18 protein-coding genes are annotated in these 21071 nt (G+C 51.0%); 14 read left to right on the top strand and 4 right to left on the bottom strand.

Features of this window, described 5'->3' with window-relative positions:
* The first annotated feature begins 70 nt into the window (after positions 1 to 70).
* The 14 genes from P397_RS0115130 (at position 71) to P397_RS17650 (ending at position 16892) form a co-directional block, all read left to right on the top strand.
* Positions 71 to 922: an MBL fold metallo-hydrolase gene (locus P397_RS0115130; protein WP_028107048.1), complete on the top strand. Its 852-nt coding sequence runs from the start codon at positions 71 to 73 to the stop codon at positions 920 to 922.
* A gap of 334 nt (positions 923 to 1256) precedes the next feature.
* Positions 1257 to 1961, top strand: a complete 705-nt coding sequence (locus P397_RS0115120; RefSeq protein ID WP_026834048.1) for a hypothetical protein — start codon at positions 1257 to 1259, stop codon at positions 1959 to 1961.
* Positions 1962 to 2114: 153 nt separating this feature from the next.
* On the top strand, positions 2115 to 3275 hold the full coding sequence (locus P397_RS0115115; RefSeq protein WP_028107047.1) for an ROK family transcriptional regulator: 1161 nt from the start codon (positions 2115 to 2117) through the stop codon (positions 3273 to 3275).
* A 232-nt stretch (positions 3276 to 3507) separates the two neighbouring features.
* Complete coding sequence (locus tag P397_RS0115110) at positions 3508 to 3990, top strand: hypothetical protein (RefSeq protein WP_026834046.1); 483 nt, start codon at positions 3508 to 3510, stop codon at positions 3988 to 3990.
* A gap of 30 nt (positions 3991 to 4020) precedes the next feature.
* A complete protein-coding gene (locus tag P397_RS0115105; RefSeq protein ID WP_026834045.1) occupies positions 4021 to 5331 on the top strand; it encodes an ABC transporter substrate-binding protein in 1311 nt (436 codons plus the stop codon).
* Between the two features lie 74 nt (positions 5332 to 5405).
* Positions 5406 to 6371 (top strand): carbohydrate ABC transporter permease, encoded by a 966-nt coding sequence (locus P397_RS0115100; RefSeq protein ID WP_028107046.1) that lies wholly within the window; start codon positions 5406 to 5408, stop codon positions 6369 to 6371.
* A gap of 13 nt (positions 6372 to 6384) precedes the next feature.
* Positions 6385 to 7170 carry a carbohydrate ABC transporter permease gene (locus tag P397_RS0115095; protein WP_026834043.1) on the top strand — a complete coding sequence of 262 codons (786 nt, stop codon included), beginning with the start codon at positions 6385 to 6387 and terminating at the stop codon, positions 7168 to 7170.
* A 25-nt stretch (positions 7171 to 7195) separates the two neighbouring features.
* Positions 7196 to 9190, top strand: a complete 1995-nt coding sequence (locus P397_RS0115090) for a beta-galactosidase (RefSeq protein ID WP_028107045.1) — start codon at positions 7196 to 7198, stop codon at positions 9188 to 9190.
* Positions 9191 to 9204: 14 nt separating this feature from the next.
* Positions 9205 to 11337: an alpha-galactosidase gene (locus tag P397_RS0115085; RefSeq protein ID WP_028107044.1), complete on the top strand. Its 2133-nt coding sequence runs from the start codon at positions 9205 to 9207 to the stop codon at positions 11335 to 11337.
* Positions 11334 to 12506 (top strand): galactokinase, encoded by a 1173-nt coding sequence (locus P397_RS0115080; protein ID WP_028107043.1) that lies wholly within the window; start codon positions 11334 to 11336, stop codon positions 12504 to 12506. Before P397_RS0115085 ends, P397_RS0115080 begins: the two co-directional genes overlap by 4 nt.
* Positions 12507 to 13505 carry a UDP-glucose 4-epimerase GalE gene (galE, locus tag P397_RS0115075; protein WP_028107042.1) on the top strand — a complete coding sequence of 333 codons (999 nt, stop codon included), beginning with the start codon at positions 12507 to 12509 and terminating at the stop codon, positions 13503 to 13505. It abuts the gene before it with no gap.
* Between the two features lie 30 nt (positions 13506 to 13535).
* Positions 13536 to 15026, top strand: coding sequence for a UDP-glucose--hexose-1-phosphate uridylyltransferase (locus tag P397_RS0115070; RefSeq protein WP_028107041.1), 1491 nt, complete (start codon positions 13536 to 13538; stop codon positions 15024 to 15026).
* The gene (locus tag P397_RS17440) at positions 15023 to 16042 is read left to right on the top strand and encodes an aldose epimerase family protein (RefSeq protein WP_035414263.1); all 1020 of its coding nucleotides are present in this window, start codon (positions 15023 to 15025) and stop codon (positions 16040 to 16042) included. The genes P397_RS0115070 and P397_RS17440 overlap by 4 nt, the downstream gene beginning before the upstream one ends.
* A 445-nt stretch (positions 16043 to 16487) precedes the next feature.
* Positions 16488 to 16892, top strand: a complete 405-nt coding sequence (locus tag P397_RS17650; RefSeq protein WP_051524055.1) for a VOC family protein — start codon at positions 16488 to 16490, stop codon at positions 16890 to 16892.
* Here the strand turns inward: P397_RS17650 and P397_RS0115055 are convergent.
* From P397_RS0115055 to P397_RS0115040, 4 genes are all read right to left on the bottom strand, one after another.
* Complete coding sequence (locus tag P397_RS0115055; protein WP_028107040.1) at positions 16881 to 17384, bottom strand: methylated-DNA--[protein]-cysteine S-methyltransferase; 504 nt, start codon at positions 17382 to 17384, stop codon at positions 16881 to 16883. The genes P397_RS17650 and P397_RS0115055 overlap by 12 nt on opposite strands.
* 69 nt (positions 17385 to 17453) lie before the next feature.
* Positions 17454 to 18854, bottom strand: a complete 1401-nt coding sequence (locus tag P397_RS0115050) for a dihydrolipoyl dehydrogenase family protein (protein WP_028107039.1) — start codon at positions 18852 to 18854, stop codon at positions 17454 to 17456.
* Positions 18855 to 20060, bottom strand: a complete 1206-nt coding sequence (locus P397_RS0115045) for a dihydrolipoamide acetyltransferase family protein (protein ID WP_028107038.1) — start codon at positions 20058 to 20060, stop codon at positions 18855 to 18857. It lies immediately after the preceding gene.
* Between the two features lie 12 nt (positions 20061 to 20072).
* Positions 20073 to 21071 carry an alpha-ketoacid dehydrogenase subunit beta gene (locus P397_RS0115040; RefSeq protein WP_026834032.1) on the bottom strand — a complete coding sequence of 333 codons (999 nt, stop codon included), beginning with the start codon at positions 21069 to 21071 and terminating at the stop codon, positions 20073 to 20075.

Genomic DNA, 21071 nt, shown 5'->3' with positions numbered 1-21071 from the left:
ATGAAACTGATCCATCCGGACATCATCCGGATGGATTTTTTCGTTATACTACAAACAGGAGGCGATCAAGATGCAACAGTTTAAACAATTAACCGATCGTATTTGGTATCAGACGCCGGTCAGTGAAACGGATCGACCGATCGTCGCCGTCATCACCGGTGACGAACGAAACCTCGTGATTGATGCCGGTAATTCGAGTCGTCATGCGGCATTGTTTGTCGACGAGATGGAACAACAAGGTCTTGGAAAACCGGACTTGGTGGCGTTGACCCATTGGCACTGGGATCATGTTTTCGGTATGAAGCAGATGGCTGTACCGACGATTGCGACTAACCGAACCGTCGACGAGATGCGGAAGATGATCGACTATGACTGGTCGGACGAGGCGCTTGCGGAACGGATCCAACAGGGGATTGAAATTCCGTTTTGTGCCGATGCGATCAAACTCGAATTTGGGGCGACCCGCGACATTGAGCTGGTCTTGCCGACGATTCGGTTCACAGGGGAGCTTGAAATCGATCTCGGAGGCGTGACGTGTCTGTTACGGCAGGTCGAGAATGACCATTCACCGGGCAGCGCGCTCGTCTTTGTACCGCAAGACCGTGTTCTGTTTTTAGGGGACGCTATGTACGCCGACATCTTTTCTGCCAAGTGGAACTACACGGTGGAGCAGACGACCCGGTTACTGGATGTTATCGCCGAGTACGACGCTGACTATTACGTCTGGTCGCACGGCGAAGCGATGCCAAAGGATACGTTTGAGCAAGAGGTACACGTCTTACGCCACATCATCGAAGTGACAAAACAAGCAGAAGGACATGTATCCGAGATGCGCCGGCTGTATCGTGAGCTGGTCGGACGGGACTTGACGACAGACGAAGAAGAAACACTCGTCTTTTTTGCAAATGGTGCGAAAAAATAATTAAAACAGCAGGTGCTGAACAGAACATTCGAGAATTCCTTAGGTATAAGATAGAAAAAAATGGATTTTAGCAAAGGAGTTCTCGTAATGGATCGTAAGCCCGAAGATCGGAATGAAACGGCCAATCGTGTGTTTTTTGGAACAACTAACATTTTCACAGTCCTTGTAGTGATTGGCTTTGCTTTATATCTGCTGTATCAATTTTTTGTGAAATGACGGATCATCCTGGAGTCCAGGGTGATTTTTTTCGTTTTAGGGGAGTGCAACGGAACCAGATATTGGGTAATTCAATACAAAGGACAAAATGAACTTTACGAAAAGGAGGCACTTCCCCATGAAACGCATCCAGATTGCCGACTTTGACCGTCGTATGCCGCCGCTTGAATTACGTGAAATGGACGATTATTATGAAACGATGTTTGTTCCCGACTATGATGAGGTGTATCAGTCAAACGAGATCCGAACGATTCAACTGGCTGATATTTATGTGAATTTAGCGATGACAAAAAATGAGGTCCGGCTCGTTTCGGCTTTGTTCTTAAAACCGGTTGAGGTGGCAGATATCGTATCGTGGATGCAATTGTACACGATTAGTTTTGCGATCTCTGACGCATCCGGTTACTACGTGGAACAGGCGGATGAAATTTTAGAAATTGTGTTGTATCAAGGGAATCCAATCGTCATTGCAACCAGAGGAACAGACCGGTTGTATTATGACACCGAAGGAGCAATCGAGATGCGGCGGGAATCGAGTGAAGTGATGGGGAAAAAGCCATTGCTGTATTTGAACGGTGAGGCATGGTTTGGCGTGCCGCGCCTTGAATTTAATCCGAATCAAGATGAACTGCATGTCAACGGAACGTTTTTATTTGCCGACTATATGGATGTTTATCAGGGACGGGTCGGTTTTTTCCGGAACACCGATCCAGCATTACCGATTGTGCTGTTGGTCGGAGAAGCCATCATCGAAATGGAACTGACCGAAAATGCAGACGGAAGTCGTGTCTTAGTCATTGAACAGCCGTATGATGAAGCATGATGCGAATTAAAAATGCGTGATCCAAAAAGCCGTGACAGTAATTTTTATACAGGCAACTGACAGTTTCCAAGAATCTCCGCCCGAACAATGAAATCCCTTACAAAATATGCGAGAATAAGAAAAGAGACAGCATGGAAGGGATGCGGGGAGAACATGGTCAAAGAGATGCCACGAAATTCGAAATGGATGCGATCCTACAACCGTGCGCTCGTATTACGTTTGATTCGGATGCATCAGCCGATTTCACGCGTGGAATTGGCACAACAGACAAAATTGACGAAACCAACCGTTTCGAATATCGTCGGAGAACTGATTGCGGATCAGTTGGTGACGGAACGTGAGTTAGGCGTCTCGAACGGTGGACGAAAACCGATTTTATTGGAACTGGTGGCAACGGAACAGTATGTCATCGGAATTGATGCGACGAGTCACCGTTTTATCGGTGTCATTGCTGATTTGAGTGGGAATACGATTCATGAAGTGGAAGCAGTTGGTCAATTTGATACAAATGACGACATGATTGAAGCCGTCATTCGTTTGTGTGATGAATTGATTCAGGCGACGAATCAGGTCGGAACGATTCACGGGATCGGAATTTCCGTTCACGGGATGGTGAATCCGGAAACCGGCGTCATCCTGTTTGCACCACGTTTTCATCTGCATGACGTCGCCTTAAAAAAACATTTGGAAGAACGGTTTGCGTATCCGGTATTCATCGAAAATGACGTCCGGGCACTCGCTTCGTTTGAATTGTTGTTCGGAGAAGGCGTCGGGGTCGATCAATTTTTCTACCTGTACGCGGGAGAAGGAATCGGGGGCGCTTATGTCCTCGACGGGAATTTGATTGACGGTGAAAATCATATCACCGGGGAAGTTGGTCATATGCGCCTCGATTTAGACGGTCCGATTTGTTCGTGCGGGAATCGGGGATGTCTCGAAGCACTCGCTGGTGAAAAAGCATTGTTACGGGATTTCGAAGCGATTGATCCACAAGTCAAGACGTTGACCGAACTCCGGAAACGCCTGACAGAGGAAGACCCCTATGCGAAAGCAGCGTATCACCGGGCAGGGGAATACATCGGCATCGGTGTCCTGAACACGATTCACTTGTTGAATCCGAAGCGGATTCTGCTTGGCGGTCCGATGTTTGAATTGGCTCCATCCATCGTCAATCAGATTAAGGAACGTGTTGCGCATACGGCATTGACGACGGCTTCACGTGAAACCGATGTCAAAATGGTTCCGTGGAGTGAAAAACAAGGAGCGCTCAGTGCAGCGGCCTTGGCTACCAACAGTATCTTTCAAACGATTTAAAAAAGGCTTGTTCGTTTTTGGTCGAGGACCGGAAACGGACAAGCTTTTTTTGCTGTTTACTCAAAAAATAAAAATTTTTATGAAACCGTTTACAAAATAAAATCATCTGTGCTATAGTTTTCTTAAAGTTAGATAATAAATTTAATTTACTAAGTTTTCATCAACCAGTGGAGGTGGATGCAGACCGGCAGGGACCGGTGAAGCTGAACCAAAAGAAGGAGGCGTCGCGCAGATGGAAACAGAAGATTTATGGGTTTCCTACCGTGAAGCTTTCGGGCGTTACGGAGCAATCCGTGGCTTTTATGTGGACCGTTTAACAGAACAAATGACGGAACAGAAACCGGGAGATGAGCGAACTGCGAATCAAGACGGCGTTCTTGTTCGTCCACGACAGGATGGGGTCTTTCAATTTCGGATGTCGTCTGTACAAGGGGTGCTGACGATTCGTTCTTCGGAACTTCATATTCGAAAAAATGAGAGCGGATACATTGAATTACGGGCGTTGATGCAACAAATGCGTACAGCCGGCTGTTTGACACTCGGCGGTGAGTTTTACTTATTCGTCGCCGGTGAAGTCGATACGTTAGAGTACCGTCTCCGGCTGATCGCACGTGTTCTGATTCAACTCCAACGAATGCCGATCGGAACCGATGTCATTGAACATTGGTGTCAACAGGCACGGGACGAAGGACAGCAGCTTAAAAAACATGCTTGACCACTCACACATACAAAGGGGATCACTCACATGAAATTCAAAAAATCAAAAGTTCTCGCAGCCGCTTCAGTTTTAACATTGTCGGCACTTCTCGCTGCTTGTGGTGGCGAAGACGAAAAACAAGCGACAACAAAAGATGGAAAAACAATCATTTCATGGTGGGGCTGGGCACCTCAGCCGGAAGCAGGGAAAGAAGTCGTTGACGCGTTCAACAAATCGCAGGACAAATACGTCGTTGAATTCAAACGTTACAGCGAAGACTATGAAAAACAACTTCAAGTCGCGATGTTGTCAGGTAAGGGACCAGACATCATCGGCTTAAAAGAACCAATGATTCAACAATACAAAGACCGTGTCGTACCGGTTGATTCTTACATGGATAAAGCAGCCGGCAAAGGCTGGAAAGATAAGTTCGTCGAGCTCGGCATCGAGCAGACGACAATCGACGGCAAACAATACGCGGTTCCAATCGGCTTTACCGGTCAAGCGTACTTGATGTACAACAAGACGATGCTTGATAAATACGGTGTGACACCACCGAAAAACTACAAAGAAACGGTCGACGCCGTCAAAAAGATCAAAGCGTCCGGCGATAAAGTCATTCCGTTGATGCTTGGCGCAAAAGATGCCTGGATCGACATCGATGTCTACAATGTCTTAAGCCACCAGGTCGCACCGGGTTACATCCAAAAAGTCTTGTCGGGTGAGGCGAAATGGACGGACGACGAAATGGTCAAGACAGCGCAAGTCTGGCAAGATCTGTTCGAAGATAAAGTCTTCCAAGAAGGAGCACTTGGTCTTGCGACATACAATGACGGGATGAACCAGTTCTTCGATAAAAAAGCAGCCATGTGGGTCATCGGTTCATGGGAAGCACACTCCATGACGACAGCAGAGAAAAAAGAAAAATGGAAAATTGAAGATGAACTCGGCTTCACACCACTTCCAAACTTGGCCGGGGGAACAGAACAGCCGATCATCGCCTCCATCGACATGGCGCTTGCCGTCAACAAAGAATCGAAGCAACAAGAGGGTGCAGCTGAATTCGTCGCCTTCATGAGTCAAGGTGAAGGACAAGAAGTCTACATGGGTGAATTCGAAATGGCGCCGGGAATCAAGGATGTCAAAATTGACTCCGATGCGGCCTTCACATCAGAAGGTGAAAAAGAGTCGTACAAGATGTTAAACGAAACACTTTCGAAAGCGGTAGCAAGCCGTGGAATCCGTGATACGAAACTCAACGATATCCTCGGTAAGGAACTTCAAAACATCGCGACGGGTCAAGATCCAAAAGAAGCACTTCAACGTGTTCAGGATGCAGCCGACCAATCGAAAAAATAAGAACGAGACAGTGAAGTGGTGCGCCTTGCGTGCCACTTCCTGATTTTTAAGATCAAGAAAGTGGGGAAATCGTTATGCAGACAGAGCAACAAGAATTGCCGATCAAACCAAAGGCCGAGCCGCTGAAGCCTGCACCACGGGCAACTGCTCCGAAGAAGAAAAACAAAGGGAAAATGAAACAAAATATGGTCGGTTGGGCGTTCGTTGGACCCATCGTCCTGTTTGTCGTCGCGTTCATCTATTACGGCATCTTCTATAATGCCTACAATTCCTTCTTCTCTTGGGACGGCATTTCGTTTGATAAGGCCTTCGTTGGTTTTGAGAACTATGCGGAAATGTTCCGTGACCCGGATTTCTACCTCTCGCTTAAAAATACATTCATCTTTACGATCTTAACGGTCACGATCCAAGCCTTTATCGGTCTGGTGCTGGCGTACTTCCTGCACACACAAGGACCGCTTCGGACAGCGATGAAATCGGTTTTCTTCTTTCCGGTTGTATTAAGTCCGGTTGTACTTGGTGCCGCGTTCTCGCAAATCTATGATTTCCAATTCGGTTATATCAATGAATTCCTTCGGGCAATCGGACTCGGCAGTTTGGAACAGAACTGGCTCGGTGATCCGGATATCGCCCTGTACTCGGTCATTGCGATCAACATCTTCCAATGGACCGGTTCGTCGATGGTCATGTATTACATGGCGATGCTGACGATTGAAAAAGAAATCTTTGAAGCAGCCAAAATCGATGGTGCCGGATTCTTCCGGACACTCTGGAGCATCGTTTTCCCGAACTTAAAAGGAACGACGTTCACGTTATCGATTCTCGGCGTCATCGGTGGATTGAAGACGTTTGACTTAGTCTGGATCACGACCGCCGGCGGACCCGGTTCTTCAACAGAATTCATCTCGACGTACCTGTTCCGTAAATCGATGCTGCAACAAGAAGTCGGCTTTTCAAGTGCCGTTGCCATCGTATTGCTGACAATCGCCCTATTGATCACGTACTTCCAACTGCGTGTACAAAAGAAAATGGATAACTAAGGAGGAACGTCCCATGAATGTAGAATCTAAAAAAAGCCGCTGGATGATTAACCTCGTCCTGGTGCTCGCCTCGATCGTCTGGCTGTTCCCGATTTTCGTCATGTTTAAGGAAAGCCTGCGTGTCAACGGCTTTGAAAACTATATCGCGACGCTGCAAAACCCGAACTTCCCGACGTTCGTCTTCAACAGTTTCTTCGTCGCCTTCTTCATGATCATCATCTCGATCTCGATTCTCGCCTTTGCGGCATTCGCGTTCTCGAAACTTGAGTTCGCCGGCAAACGCCTGTTGTTCAACATGGTGCTCGCCGGTCTGATGTTACCGGTCGCGTCGATGATCGTGCCATTGTTCTTCACGTTACGTTCGTTTGACGGTCTCAACAACCACTGGGGATTGATCGGGGCAGAAGTCGCCTTTTTCCTCCCGTTCGGTTTGATGTTGATCAAAGGATATTTTGACGAGTTACCAAATGAATTGATGGAAGCCGCATACATTGACGGTGCGACGATTCTCGAAGTGTTTTTCAAAGTCATGTTGCCGCTTGCGAAACCAGCCCTTGCGACAGCTTTGATTTACGCGTTCCTTAACTCGTGGAACGAGTACTTGATGGTCTTGACGTTCATGACAGACCCAGCGTATCAAACGGTCACGATGGCTCCAAGCTTCTTCAAAGATGCACTTGGCGGTGACCCTGGAAAAATTTACGCTTCACTCGTCTTGATCAGTTTACCGACGATGGTGTTCTATATCTTCTTCCAACGTTTCTTCCAAAAAGGAATGACGGCGGGCGCAGTAAAATAATTTGTTTTCAGTCAGGGGGAGCACGATGTATTTAGGAGTCGATTATTACCCGGAACAAACTCCACGCGAGTTATGGGAGGAAGATTTTCGTTTAATGAAAGAGCTCGGGGTCAACGTCGTTCGCTTGGCGGAATTTGCCTGGACGATGATGGAGCCGGAAGAAGGTGTCTACGATTTCCGTTTTTGGGACGATATCATTGAGCGCCTGAGTGCGGCCGATTTTGACATCGTGCTCGGGACACCGACGGCGACACCACCGGCCTGGATGTGTCATAAGTATCCGGAGATATTGCCGGCAGACGAAAACGGCGTGACGATCAGCTTTGGTGCTCGTCGTCACTATACGGTCCACAGTGAGACGTACCAACGTTTTTCCGTTGCCATCACGACGGAAATGGCGAAGCGTTACGGAAAACATCCGCGTGTCATCGGTTGGCAGACGGATAACGAATACGGTCATGAAAAGTCCGACCGTTCGTACAGTGACGTCGACCGAGTCGCGTTTCAGAGTTGGCTGAAAAACCGTTACGGGACGCTTGACGTGTTAAACGAAACATGGGGAACGGTTTTCTGGAGCCAGACGTACACAGCATGGGAACAAATCCCGGTACCGCGGAAAGTTTATCAAGAGCACAATCCGTCGTTACTCGTCGATTTCGACCGCTTCTGTGCCGACGGTTACAACCATTACAACAAACTTCAAGTCGATGCGCTCCGGGAACACATTCATCCGGATGCCTTCATCACACACAACCTCGTCTACAGTGACATGGCGGTCAATCAGCAACAGATGGCGCAAGATCTCGATTACGTCGCTTTCGACAATTACCCGGTCTGGGGAGGACTGCCGGAACCGAACCGTTTCGAGAAGATGGCGAGCGATCACGATCTCTGCCGTTCCTCGAAACAAGGCAAAGGCTTTTGGGTGATGGAGCAGCTCAGCGGAGCGCAAGGGTGGAGTAAAATCGGCTACTTGCCGCGTCCGGGACACATCCGATTGTGGACGTATCAGGCTGTCGCACGCGGCGCGGAAGCCATCGTCTATTTCCGCTTCCGGGCCGCCTTGTTCGGGACAGAAGAATTTTGCCACGGCATCATCGATCACGATGGAAAACCGAAACGGAAATTCAATGAAGTCAAACAAATCATGACGGAACTCAACACATTTGGTGACGAGATCAACGCGAGCAGCTATCAAGCAGAAGTCGGGGTTTATTTTGATCAGGAAAACGTCTGGGCCTGGACGCATCAACCGCACAGTGACGCATTTGATTTCCGGACCGAGTTCGTTCGGTTTTACGGCGGCGCCGTCCGGCGTCAGGCAGCAACTGATATCGTCTTCCCGGGTGACCGGCTCGATCAATACAAATTGATCATCGTTCCTCTGTATTTCTTAACGAATCCGACGTTTGATCAAGCGTTGATCGATTACATGGAGCAGGGCGGTCACGTCATCTTTACGTACCGGACCGGCGTCAAGGATCCGCACAATAACGTCATTCCGTTGACGTTGCCGGGCAAGTTCGCACCATATGCCGGTATTGAAATTGACGAATACGAATCTCTTCAAGCGGTTCAGGAAAACCGGGTCGAAGGAATCGGGGCATTCGCCGGACAAGCGTCACCGGCCCGTCTTTGGTGCGATTTGATCACACCGACGACAGCGGAACCACTCGCCGTTTACCGCGATACGTTTTATGACGGAGTCGCTGCGGTGACACGCAATGTGTATAAAGGAACCATTACCTACATCGGCGCATCGATTGACGATGCGATGATTGATACGATCTACCGCCAGGCGTTTCTCGATGCCGATGTTCAAACGTTTGAAGCACCGGATCAAGTCGAAGTCGTCCGCCGTCACGGGGAAACACGAGACTTCCTGTTCTTGATGAACCACGATACAACAGCCAGCCGTGAGGTTGTGCTTGATGCTGCCTATAAAGAAGTGAATACGAACGAGACATATAGTGGAACAGTGACGCTCGCTCCGCTCGAGACACTGATTCTGACAACGTAAGGAGGAGAACGACCATGGCTATTCTTGAACTGCCGAATCAGCGGTTCGTCCTCGAAGGACAACACGTCGCGCATGTCGTGACGATCGGACAGCACGGCAAAGTGTTGCATACGTATTTTGGTGCCCGTCTGCCGTATCCATCCGACTATGAAGCATTACCGAATCCGGTGCTTGCGCACAGTTCGTTTGAATCACCGGACGGTGTCGCTGTTTATGACTTCATTCCATTCGGTGAGATGGTCTACACAGAACCGACTTTAAAATCAGAGCGGCAGGACGGACAACGGATCAGCCAGTTTGCGTTTGAACGTGCCGAGACATCGGAGACCGGATTGACGTTATGGTTGTTTGATCCGTTACAGGAACTTCGTGTCGGGATTCGCTACGATCTGTACGAAGCTTACGATATCATCGGACGGTCGCTCGTGATTGAAAATACTGGAACACAACCGGTCCGGTTGACGACGGCCCAGTCGTTTGCGATGGGGATTTTGCAACGTCCGAACTTGAACCTGCATCACTTTGCGGGAACATGGACCGGCGAGTTCCAAAAACAAGTCACGCCACTAACGCCGGGACGTAAGACAATTGACAGCCGACGCGGTGTGACAAGCCATCAGGCGAATCCGTGGTTCGCTTTGGAACACGGTGCCACTGAATCGGCAGGAGAAGTCATTTATGGTCATTTCGCCTATTCCGGCAACTGGTCGATGCATTTTGAACAGGATGCGTTTGGTTTTGTTCAACTGTCGGGCGGCATGAATGCGTTTGATTTCAGCTGGATGCTCGAAGCGGGACAACAGCTCGTCACACCGGACTTTTATATCGGTTATGCCCAGGATGGATTTGCTGGGATGAGTGCTCGCGCCCACGATTTCCAACGTGACGTCATCATGCCGGAATCGGACCGGAATAAAGTCCGACCGGTGCTCTATAATTCCTGGGAAGCGACCTATTTTGACGTGACGGAACACGGACAACGCGCGCTCGTCGATCAGGCAGCCGCAATCGGTTGTGAACTGTTCGTCGTCGATGACGGCTGGTTCGGGGAACGAAACTCCGATCAGGCCGGTCTTGGCGACTGGGTCGTAAATCCGGAGAAGTTTCCGAACGGATTAACGCCGTTGATCGATTATGTGAAACAACAAAATATGCAGTTTGGTTTATGGGTCGAACCAGAAATGGTCAATCCGGATTCGAATTTATACCGGACACATCCTGACTGGATTTATCATAGTCCCGGTGCCCGTCGGACAACCTCGCGCAATCAGTTTGTCTTGAACCTCGGCTTGCCGGAAGTGGAACAATTCGTATTCCGGATGATGGATGAACTGCTCGGAACCCATGCGATTGATTACATCAAATGGGACATGAACCGTGCCTTTTCAGAACCGGGCGTACCGGGTGCAACACCGGCAGCGCAACAGGAACTGTGGAAACGGCATGTCGATGCGTTGTACCGGATCTTTGACGGCTTACGGACGCGTCATCCGGAAGTTGATTTTGAAGCCTGTGCCGGAGGCGGCGGACGGATTGATCTCGGGATTCTCAAGCGGACGGAACAAGTCTGGACGAGCGACAACACGGATCCACTGGATCGACTGACGATTCAACACGATTTCTCGTTTGCCTATAATGCGAAGATGATGAGTTGTTGGGTGACGGATGGTCCGAACTGGCTCAACGGTCGGAACTTGCCGCTTGCGACACGGTTCGTCTCATCGATGCAGGGCACGCTTGGCATCGGCGGCAACTTAAGCGAATGGACGCCGGAAGAATTAGCAGAAGCAAAAGAATGGATTGCAACATACAAGACGATTCGGGAAACGGTTCAATTCGGACGTCAACAGCGGATTCAAGCGGACGATCAAGGCGCCTCGATCATGCAGTATACGGCGAGTGAACAAACGGTCATCCTGGCTGTTGCGCCGATGCGTCAGCATGGAATCGGACAATACAGCTTCCGATTAAGAGGACTTGAGGCCACCGTCCTGTATCAGGTTGAAGGACGCACGCTCAGTGGTGCCTACTTGATGCAACAAGGAATTACCGTGACGTATACGAACGATTATGAAGCACGTTGCTTACAGATCGAACCGGTTCGTCGCGGCGTGACAACAAAACAGTCAAAGGAGCCGATCGTATGACAGACCAGACACTCGAACAGATTTTTGAACAACAATTCGGTCAACCGTCGACCCACCGATTTTTTGCCCCCGGACGAATCAATCTGATCGGCGAACATACGGATTACAACGGGGGTCACGTTTTTCCGTGCGCCTTGACGCTTGGGACTCACGCCATTGCCCGGAAACGGGACGATCAAGTCTTTCGTTTTTATTCCTTGAACTTTGAAGCCGACGGCATCATCGAAGTATCGGGAGATGATTTGACGCATCAACCGGTCCATGGTTGGGCAAACTATGCCAAAGGGATGATTCACGTATTGCGTGAAGCCGGATACCAAATCGACGAGGGATGCGACATTCTCATCAAAGGAGATATTCCGAACGGAGCGGGATTGTCTTCCTCGGCTTCACTCGAACTCGTCATCGGTGTGCTGCTCGATACGCTGTATGAATTGCAGCTCGACCGGATCGAACTCGTGAAGTACGGTCAGCAGGTGGAAAATCAATACATCGGTGTCAACAGCGGCATCATGGATCAATTCGCGATCGGCATGGGAAAAGCGGGTTCCGGTCTGTTGCTTGACTGCGAGACCCTGGATTATACGTATGCCCCGCTCGATTTATCGGGCTACACGATCATCATCATGAATACAAACAAACGGCGCGAACTGGCAGACTCGAAATACAATGAACGCCGTTCTGAGTGTGAAGAAGCACTTACTTATCTGCAACAATACCGTCCGTACGCAACGCTGGGACAGTGGTCGACAGTTGAATTCGAAGCGGTTCCGTTCGAAGATGAACGCTTGCAACGGCGGGCACGTCATGCGATTTCCGAAAATGAGCGGACGTTGCAGGCGCTCGATGCCTTGACGGAAGGGCGGCTCGAAGCTTTTGGTCAATTGATGAATGCATCCCACCGGTCGTTACAGGTGGATTATGCAGTCACGGGACAAGAACTCGATACGTTGGTCGAGGCCGCCTGGTCACAATCGGGTGTCCTCGGTGCCCGGATGACAGGTGCCGGTTTTGGCGGCTGTGCGATTGCGATCGTCGAAGACGAGACAGTCGAGGCATTCATGACGGCAGTTGGTCGACAATATGAGGCAGCAATCGGTTACCCGGCATCGTTCTATACGGCAACCGTCGGGGATGGAGCACGCGAAGTAGAACAGGAGGTCATCTAAATGGCAGTACTGGTAGTAGGTGGAGCAGGGTATATCGGATCGCATGCAGTTTATCAACTGATCGATGCCGGACAGGAAGTGGTCGTCATCGATCATTTAAAATCCGGTCACCGGGAAGCCGTTCATCCGGAAGCCCGTTTTTATGAAGGGGACATCCGGGATCGGGCCTTTCTCGATACGGTCTTTGGGACGGAAGTGATTGATCAGGTCGTCCATTTCGCTGCCTTTTCGTTAGTCGGTGAATCGATGGAACATCCGCTGGCGTATTTCGACAACAACGTCTACGGCACACAAGTGTTGCTGGAGGCGATGATGGCGCACGACGTCAAACAGATTGTCTTCTCATCGACAGCCGCGACCTACGGGGAGCAGGAACAGATGCCGATTCTCGAAACAGCTGTGACGAATCCGACGAACGCCTATGGCGAAACGAAGTTGATGATGGAGAAGATGATGCGCTGGTGTGAGACGGCTTACGGTCTGAATTACGTTGCGTTGCGTTACTTTAACGTCGCCGGAGCCCGATCGACAGGGGAAATCGGTGAAGATCATACACCGGAAACACACCTTGTTCCGCTCGTGCTCGAAGTCGCAAACAATCAACGTCCGGTAATTTCAATTTATGGGGATGATTATGCGACGGAGGATGGGACATGTGTCCGCGATTATATCCACGTCGAGGATTTGATTGATGCCCATGTGCTCGCCTTGGACTACTTAAAACAAGGAAAGCCGAGTGATGTCTTTAATCTGGGCTCAAGCCGCGGATTTTCAGTCCGGGAAATCATTGAAGCCGCACGCCGCGTGACGGGACATGCGATTCCGGAGCAAGTCGTTGCAAGACGCGCCGGCGATCCGAGTACGTTGATTGCCGGATCGGATAAGGCGAAAACAGTCTTAGGCTGGAATCCGAGCCGGACAGACATCGAAACGATCATTCAAGATGCGTGGCGCTGGCATGAACAACGTCCGCAAGGCTACAAGACACCGGTACGATAAAGAGAGAATGGATTTAGGGGAGTGAAGGCGATGAACGAACTCATCAAACAATTAGTAGAGCAGGCAATCCGTCACCAGTTGATTCAACCGGAAGACGCGGTGTATGCACGAAACCGATTATTGGCATTGCTGGGCGAAGCAGCTTACACGGATCCGGGTACTGTCGACACTGCGTCGATTCCCGACATCTTGGATGCGATGATTGAACAACAGATTGCTGCCGGACAATCGGCAGCGCGTCTGGACGAGAAAGAACGATTGGCAGCGGAACTGATGGATGTGTTCGTCGATCGCCCGTCGACCATCACTTCGACCTTCCGACGGTTGTATGCGGAAAGTCCGCAACAGGCGACCGACTACTTCTATCAACTCAGTCAGGCGAACAACTACATTCAAACAAAACGAATCGCTAAGAATATTCAATACCAGGCGGATACGGTGTATGGTGAAATCGATATTACGATCAATCTCTCAAAACCGGAAAAGGATCCGCGTGAAATTGCGGCGGCACGGACGGAAATCGTTGATTCGACCTATCCGACGTGTCTGCTCTGTGTCGAAAACGTCGGTTATGCCGGTCGCATCAATCATCCGGCCCGTGCCAACCACCGGATTGTTCCGCTTTCCCTCGAAGGCGAAGCGTGGGCGTTGCAATACTCCCCGTACGTCTATTACAACGAACACAGCATCATCTTGTCACAGACGCACCGTGATATGGTGATTGACCGTCAAGCGTTTGCGCGACTCCTGGATTTCGTCGCTCAGTTCCCGCATTATTTTGCCGGGTCGAATGCCGATTTACCGATTGTCGGCGGTTCGATTTTGACCCACGATCATTATCAAGGCGGTCGTTATGAATTTGCGATGGACCGGGCACAAGCGTTGCACGAGTTTGTGTTACCGGATCATCCGGATGTCACCGGCGAAACGCTGCACTGGCCGCTGACGGTTGTGCGCTTGAGCAGTTCCGATGCGTCGGCCTTGCTCGATGCAGCAGACGAGGTGTATCAGACCTGGTTGACATACGAAGATGCCGAGCATGAGATCATTGCGGCAACGGACGGTGTCCGCCATAACACGGTCACACCGATTGCCCGGATGCGCGGAGAACGATTTGAACTGGATTTGGTCTTGCGCAATAACCGGACGTCGGCGGAACATCCGGACGGCATTTTCCATACGCATGCGGATATTCACCATATTAAACGTGAGAACATCGGTTTGATTGAAGTCATGGGACTCGCCGTTCTGCCGGCCCGTCTGCTCAGTGAACTGAAAGAAGTCGAACAGTTCATCACCGGCACAAGCCAAGTCGCTCCGTCGCACCAAGCTTGGGCGGAAGAACTGAAGGCAACCTATGCCGGACAAGACGTATCAGACTATGTCCGGCAGGCTGTCGCAGCAAAATTCGTTCGCGGTCTCGAAGACTGTGGTGTCTTCAAGCAGACGGAGCACGGACAAGCCGGACTCGGGCGGTTTCTTGAGACAGTCAGCCGCCAAGTGGCAGGTGATCGACGATGAGTGAGCACACAAAATCACTTCCGGAAATCGATTTCGTGCGGCACACGTTGACGCAACCCGGGATTGAAGTCGAGATTTGGAACTACGGCGGCATCATCAACGATATTCGTGTGGCCGACCGGGACGGTGTGATGGAAAGTGTTGTCCTTGGACTGGAGACCGTTGAAGAGTATCAAAACCATTCCCCGTACTTTGGAGCGATTGTCGGCCGGGTCGCCGGACGCATCGGCCAAGCGCGGATGGAAGTCGAGGGCACCGTTTATCCGTTGGCAGCCAATGATGGAGAGCACCATCTTCATGGCGGGATTCACGGATTTGATCAAGCACTGTTTGAAGTCATGGAGATGACGGAAACACGGCTTCATTTACGGCACGTCAGTCCGGATGGAGCGGAAGGTTATCCCGGTACTGTCACGCTGGATGCGATTTATCAACTCGACGGTCTGGCGCTGACGTTGACGATGGAAGCGACGACGGACCAAACAACACCATTGAACTTGACGAACCACACGTACTGGAATCTGTCGGGGAACTTACGTCGGGATATTCTCGATCACCGTTTGCAAGTGCCGAGCGACACGTACCTGCCCGTCGGAGAGGATCTGTTGCCGACTGGAGAGGTTCGTGACGTGACCGGAACACCGCTTGATTTTCGTACCGGACGTTCGATCCGCAGTGGTGCGGAGTCCGGTCATCCGGAAACAACGGCAGCCGGCAACGGATATGACCATCCGTTCGTCTTGTCGGGACAAACGATTCGACTGGAAGACCCGGCAAGCGGTCGTTTTCTGGAAGTGACGACCGATCAGCCGGTCGTTGTCCTCTACACCGGTACACAACTCGAAACAAATTATACGATTCGCGGTGTCGCTTCCCGTCCGTCACTCGGTCTGTGTCTTGAGACACAGGTCCATCCGAATGCCGTCAAAGAGGCATCTTTCCCGGACGTGTTGGTACGACCGGGCGAAACATATCGCTGGGAAACGACATATCGCTTCGGGACAGATGGTTCGTAAAGGACGGACAGATGGATTTCAGGCAACATGGGGACCAGTCGAACAAGAAGCGTGTGAAACGAATGATTCCTTTTGGATGAAACGAGGGGATGACTCAAAAAAAGAATCACTCTTCTTTTCACGCCCTTTCCTCAGGCGAGACACAAGCCAGTTTTCCTGCCTCATTCAGGCAGGAAAGCGGGTCTTGTTTGTCTCTGACAGCGCAAAAATGCGCTTTTTCCTGTAGGAGTTGCGTGTAACGAGTAATTCTTTTTTTACGAGATAAGGGTGGCAGATGATCATTCTGCCACCCTTGTCTTTGGAGAGACTGACTTTTGAGTCAGCCTCTTGTTTGTTTATCAGCGATTTTTGAACCCGCTTATCAGAACCAATTATTCCGGAGCATCAAGCAGGGAACGACCGTCGGATTAGAGAAAGGGATGGGACACGAAGAGGAGGAGAGAATATGCGTTACCCAGCGACACCTTGCATTACCTTGAATGGCACAGCGGCAGAGGCCATTGCGTATTATGACCGGACATTGGGGTTAAAACCACGCCGCATCTTATCGGAAACAAATGCGCTAGGACAACAGGAAATCTTTCATGCCCATTTGGCGAATGGTGCTTTTGAATTGATGCTGTGGGACGTCTCGTCAGCGCTTCCGGCGGCTTCGCACATCCTGTTGCTTTTGTCATTTGAGACGACCGAAGAAATTTCAGCTGCCTACGCGGCACTGGCAGAAGACGGTCAGATCATGGAAGCGTTGGGCGTGCCGAGTTTCGGTGGGTTATATGCTCAAGTGACGGATCCTTTTGGGGTCACTTTCGTTTTGGAGTACTCCGAAAACGGACGCGAATCAGCCGGTTAACTGTTCCAATGCTAATAGTTGCCGTTTCATATTCAATCCACCCCAGTAGCCGGTCAAATCCCCTTTTTTGCCGATGATCCGGTGGCAGGGGACGACGATCAAGACACGATTTTTGCCGATTGCCGTACCGACGGCGCGTGTTGCATTCGGTCGGTAGATCCGTTCCGCGATATCCGAGTAGGTCGCCGTCACGCCATATGGCACGTGACGTAAGGCGTTCCAGACCTCCAGTTGAAAAGGGGTTCCGATCAAGTGCAGCGGAAATGAAAAATGAGTCCGTGTGCCGTTTAAGTATTCCATCAACTGTTCCTGATACGGTTGCATGATCCGGGTGTCTTCGATGAGATCCGCACGCGGCAACTGTTTCCGGGCCCAGTCGGGAAACAGGTCAGCCGGTTCGTTTAAGGCGCCGACGTAACACAGTCCATCCGTCGTCGCAGCAATCGGGAACGATGTATCATTCCAGTTCAGCATCGTAAAGTACAAGTCCATCGTTGTCCCTCCTTCAACTAAAAAATTCATACAACAAACCGGTCACTGTTCAGTTGACCGGTTTTTGGATTACGACTTCGTCAAGATAGCTTGTTGCCGGGGGGACAAGTGGATAGCTTGTCCAACCAAAGATTCGATGGCTTCCGTCCAGGCTTCATTCCGGCTTGGATGCGGCATGACCGGGAAACGGACATCTTCTTCTTTGGCTGCCATTTCAAGCGCTTGAGCAAAGGTGCCGGCGAGTTCAATCGATCCTTCGCCGATCATATGAACACCTAATAACAGACTCGTCGTGGCATCCGTGACGACTTTGATAAATCCACTGCCGGCTTCAATCGTCGTTGCGCCATTGGCATTTAAGGCGAATTGACCAACCCGGACGGCATGACCGGCATCCGTCGCCGCTTGCTCCGTCAATCCGATTGAGACGATCGGTGGAAGGGAGCGGATGACCGTTGGATAATAGGGCATCGTCGGATCAGGGGATTGTCCTGCCAACTGTTCGGCGGTTCGTTTGGCTTCATGAATGGCCCGGATTGCCAGCGGCGGACCGGGTGTAACGTCACCAATCGCATAAATATGGGGCCGGCTCGTTTGTCCGACCGGATCGACGGGAATCGTGCCGTCTTCTGCCATCGTCACACCGATGCGTTCAAGACCCAACTCCAGCGTGTTTGGAATCCGTGGTAACGAGTGGAATAAAAATGGAGCGGTCCAGGTCGTTTCCTGTCCTTCTTTGACGACGGTGACCGTCACTTCATCCGTTGTCTCGATGGCGGTCACGATGCCCGTTACGAGTCGGATTTTTTGTTTTTTAAAGAGCCGCCGCAGTTCTTTGTCGAGGCTCGGATCGAGCTGAAACGCGTCGGCGATCAATGTGACTTGTGTGCCGAGTGCCTGAAAACTCATTGCTGCTTCAATCGTGATATAGTCCTGACCGATGATGACGAGCCGGTCCGGCAAGTCGGTCAGCTGGTAGAGTTGTTCGGCATTTAAGATGAGAGGGGACGTCTGCTGAAGACTGTGGCTTCCGGTTGCGATCACGACATCATTGAACCGGTACGTGTCGAACTGATGTCCCTGTTCAACGCCGATCCGATCGTCCGCCAAGAACGAGGCGGTCCCTTGAATGTATTCGATGGCGTTTGCCTGGCATAAAGCTTCGACGCCGGTGCGTAACTGTTGGACGATCCCGTCCCGGTACTTTACCAATTGATTGAAGTCATGCGTCGGCTCGATCGAAAAACCGAGTGCCGTCAAATGGTTCATTTGTTGTTTCACTTCCGCCGCATGTGCGACCACTTTGGACGGGATACAGCCTTTGTTCAGACAAAGCCCTCCGAGCTGTGCTTGTTCAATCAAGGTCACTTTTCGTCCCAATTGACTGGCGCGGATCGCAGCCGTGTAACCGGCCGGACCGCCGCCGAGAATCAACAGATCACGTTCTTGGGTCAGTTCACCAACAACCATTTAGATCAACTCCATCAATAAAGTAGTGGGGTGTTCGATCAGTCCGGCAAACCGATTCGTAAAGGCGACGGCGGTCGCGCCGTCCGCCACACGATGATCAAAGGACATCGACAGATTCATCATCGAACGGATGACGATTTGATCCTGGTCGTCGACACAGACCCGTTTTTTCGTTTTGTGGAAGGCAATCAACGCCGTTTCCGGATAATTGATGATCGGCGTTGCGCCTGTACTGCCGAGTGGTCCGACATTACTCATCGTGAAGGTGCTCGCTTTGAGGTCCGCTGCCCGTAAATCACCGGTCTTGGCGCGGGTGGACAGATCCGCGACTTGTTGATGCAATTGTTGCATCGTCAGTTGGTCGGCGTCCCGGACAACCGGCACGATCAATCCGTCGGCCGTTTCAGTCGCGACACCGATATGGTACTGCCGCTCCAAAAGAATCTGTTCGTTTGCTTCATCGAGCTTGGCGTTGAAGACCGGGAAGTCTTGTAAGGCGACGATTAAGGCTTTGATGAAAAAAGCATTGACGCTGATCGGTTTCCCGGCAGCTTTCAATTCTTCGCGCAATGCCAGCAAACGGGTCATGTCAACTTCTTCAAAGTGGGTGACATGCGGAATCGTAAAGAGTGACTGGGTCATCTTTTTGGCGATTTGTTTACGAATACCCCGGAACGGAATCGTATCGACCGGCGCAGATGGTGTCTCGACCGCGACTGGACGCTGATCGGGCTCAGGAGTCGTTCCGCTTTCAACGAAACGACGTACATCTTCTTCCGTGACACGACCGAACGGATCGACAGCCGGAACTAGTTCCAGATCGATGCCAAGATCGCGGGCAATTTTCCGGGTGTAAGGTGTCGCCAACACACGTTTTGGACGTTCCGTCAGGAGGGCGGTCACGGTTGGTTGTTGTTGCGGTTGCTCGGACCGTTCAACCGTTCGTTTAACGGTGACTGCCGGTTGTGCTTCCGTTGCCTCGATCAATAACAAGACTGTCCCGACGCCAACCGTTTGTCCGACAGGAATTAACAGATCCGTGACGACACCGGACACCGGAGCCGGCAGTTCGGCGACCATCTTGTCAGTCGAGACTTCGACGACCGGTTGGTCAATCGTGACCCGATCGCCCACCTGGACCAGATAGTTTGCGATTTCACCTTCCGTCATGCCTTCCCCCACATCATGCAATTTCACTTCAATCATCCTGCTCACTCCTTAAAAATCGATCGTACGCTGGATCGCTTCAAGCACACGAGTCGGCGTCGGGATGTAATGGTCTTCGAGCGCGAATAATGGAACCGGCACATCGAATCCGGTGACCCGGGCAATCGGTGCCCGTAAATACAAGAACGAAGTATCATTGATTAAAGCAATCAAATCATTCCCGAGTCCACCCGTTGCCTGTGCTTCATGAACGATGACAGCCCGACCTGTTTTTTGGACGGAGGCGGCAATCGTCGTCCGGTCAAGCGGATAAAGTGTCCGTAAATCAATCACTTCACAGGAGATACCACGTGTCGCTGCTTCGGTCGCTGCTTTTTGGGCAACCTGCACCATCGCCCCCCAGGCGATGAGTGTCACGTCTTGACCTTCCGTGACGCATTTGGCTTTTCCGATTTCAACCGTGTACGACTCACTCGGAACCGGTTCCTTAAAGGCGCGGTAACTGCGCATCGATTCGAGGAATAAGACCGGGTCCGGATCTTCAATCGCTGCAATCAATAAGCCTTTGGCGTCGTAAGGCGTTGCCGGACAGACGACCTTTAAGCCGGGCATCGAGGTGAAGAGGGCTTCCGTGCTGTCCGAGTGGATTTCTGGGGCCCGAATGCCTGCCCCGTAAGGAGCCCGGATGACCATCGGGACACCGTAACGTCCCATCGTCCGCATCCGGATTCGTGCGACATGCGTCATGATTTGTTCGTAGGCCGGATAGATGAAACCGAGGAATTGAATTTCGACGATCGGTTTAAACCCGTTGACCGCAAGACCGATTGACGTTCCGACGATTCCCGCTTCACTGAGGGGGGTATCGATGATCCGATCTTCGCCGAATTCTTCCTGTAGACCGTCTGTTGCCCGGAACACCCCGCCGTTTTTTCCGACATCTTCGCCTAAGACGAGTGTCGTCTCATCGGTCGTCAGTTTTGTCCGTAAGGCATCGGTGACAGCCTGGACAAGCGTCATCTCCGTTTGTCGATTGATTGGTGTCGCCAT

Source organism: Exiguobacterium undae DSM 14481, from assembly GCF_000620805.1.
Taxonomy (GTDB): Bacteria; Bacillota; Bacilli; order Exiguobacteriales; family Exiguobacteriaceae; genus Exiguobacterium_A; species Exiguobacterium_A undae.
Note: the sequence above shows the minus strand (reverse complement) of the source record. Positions and strands in the feature narration are given on the sequence as shown.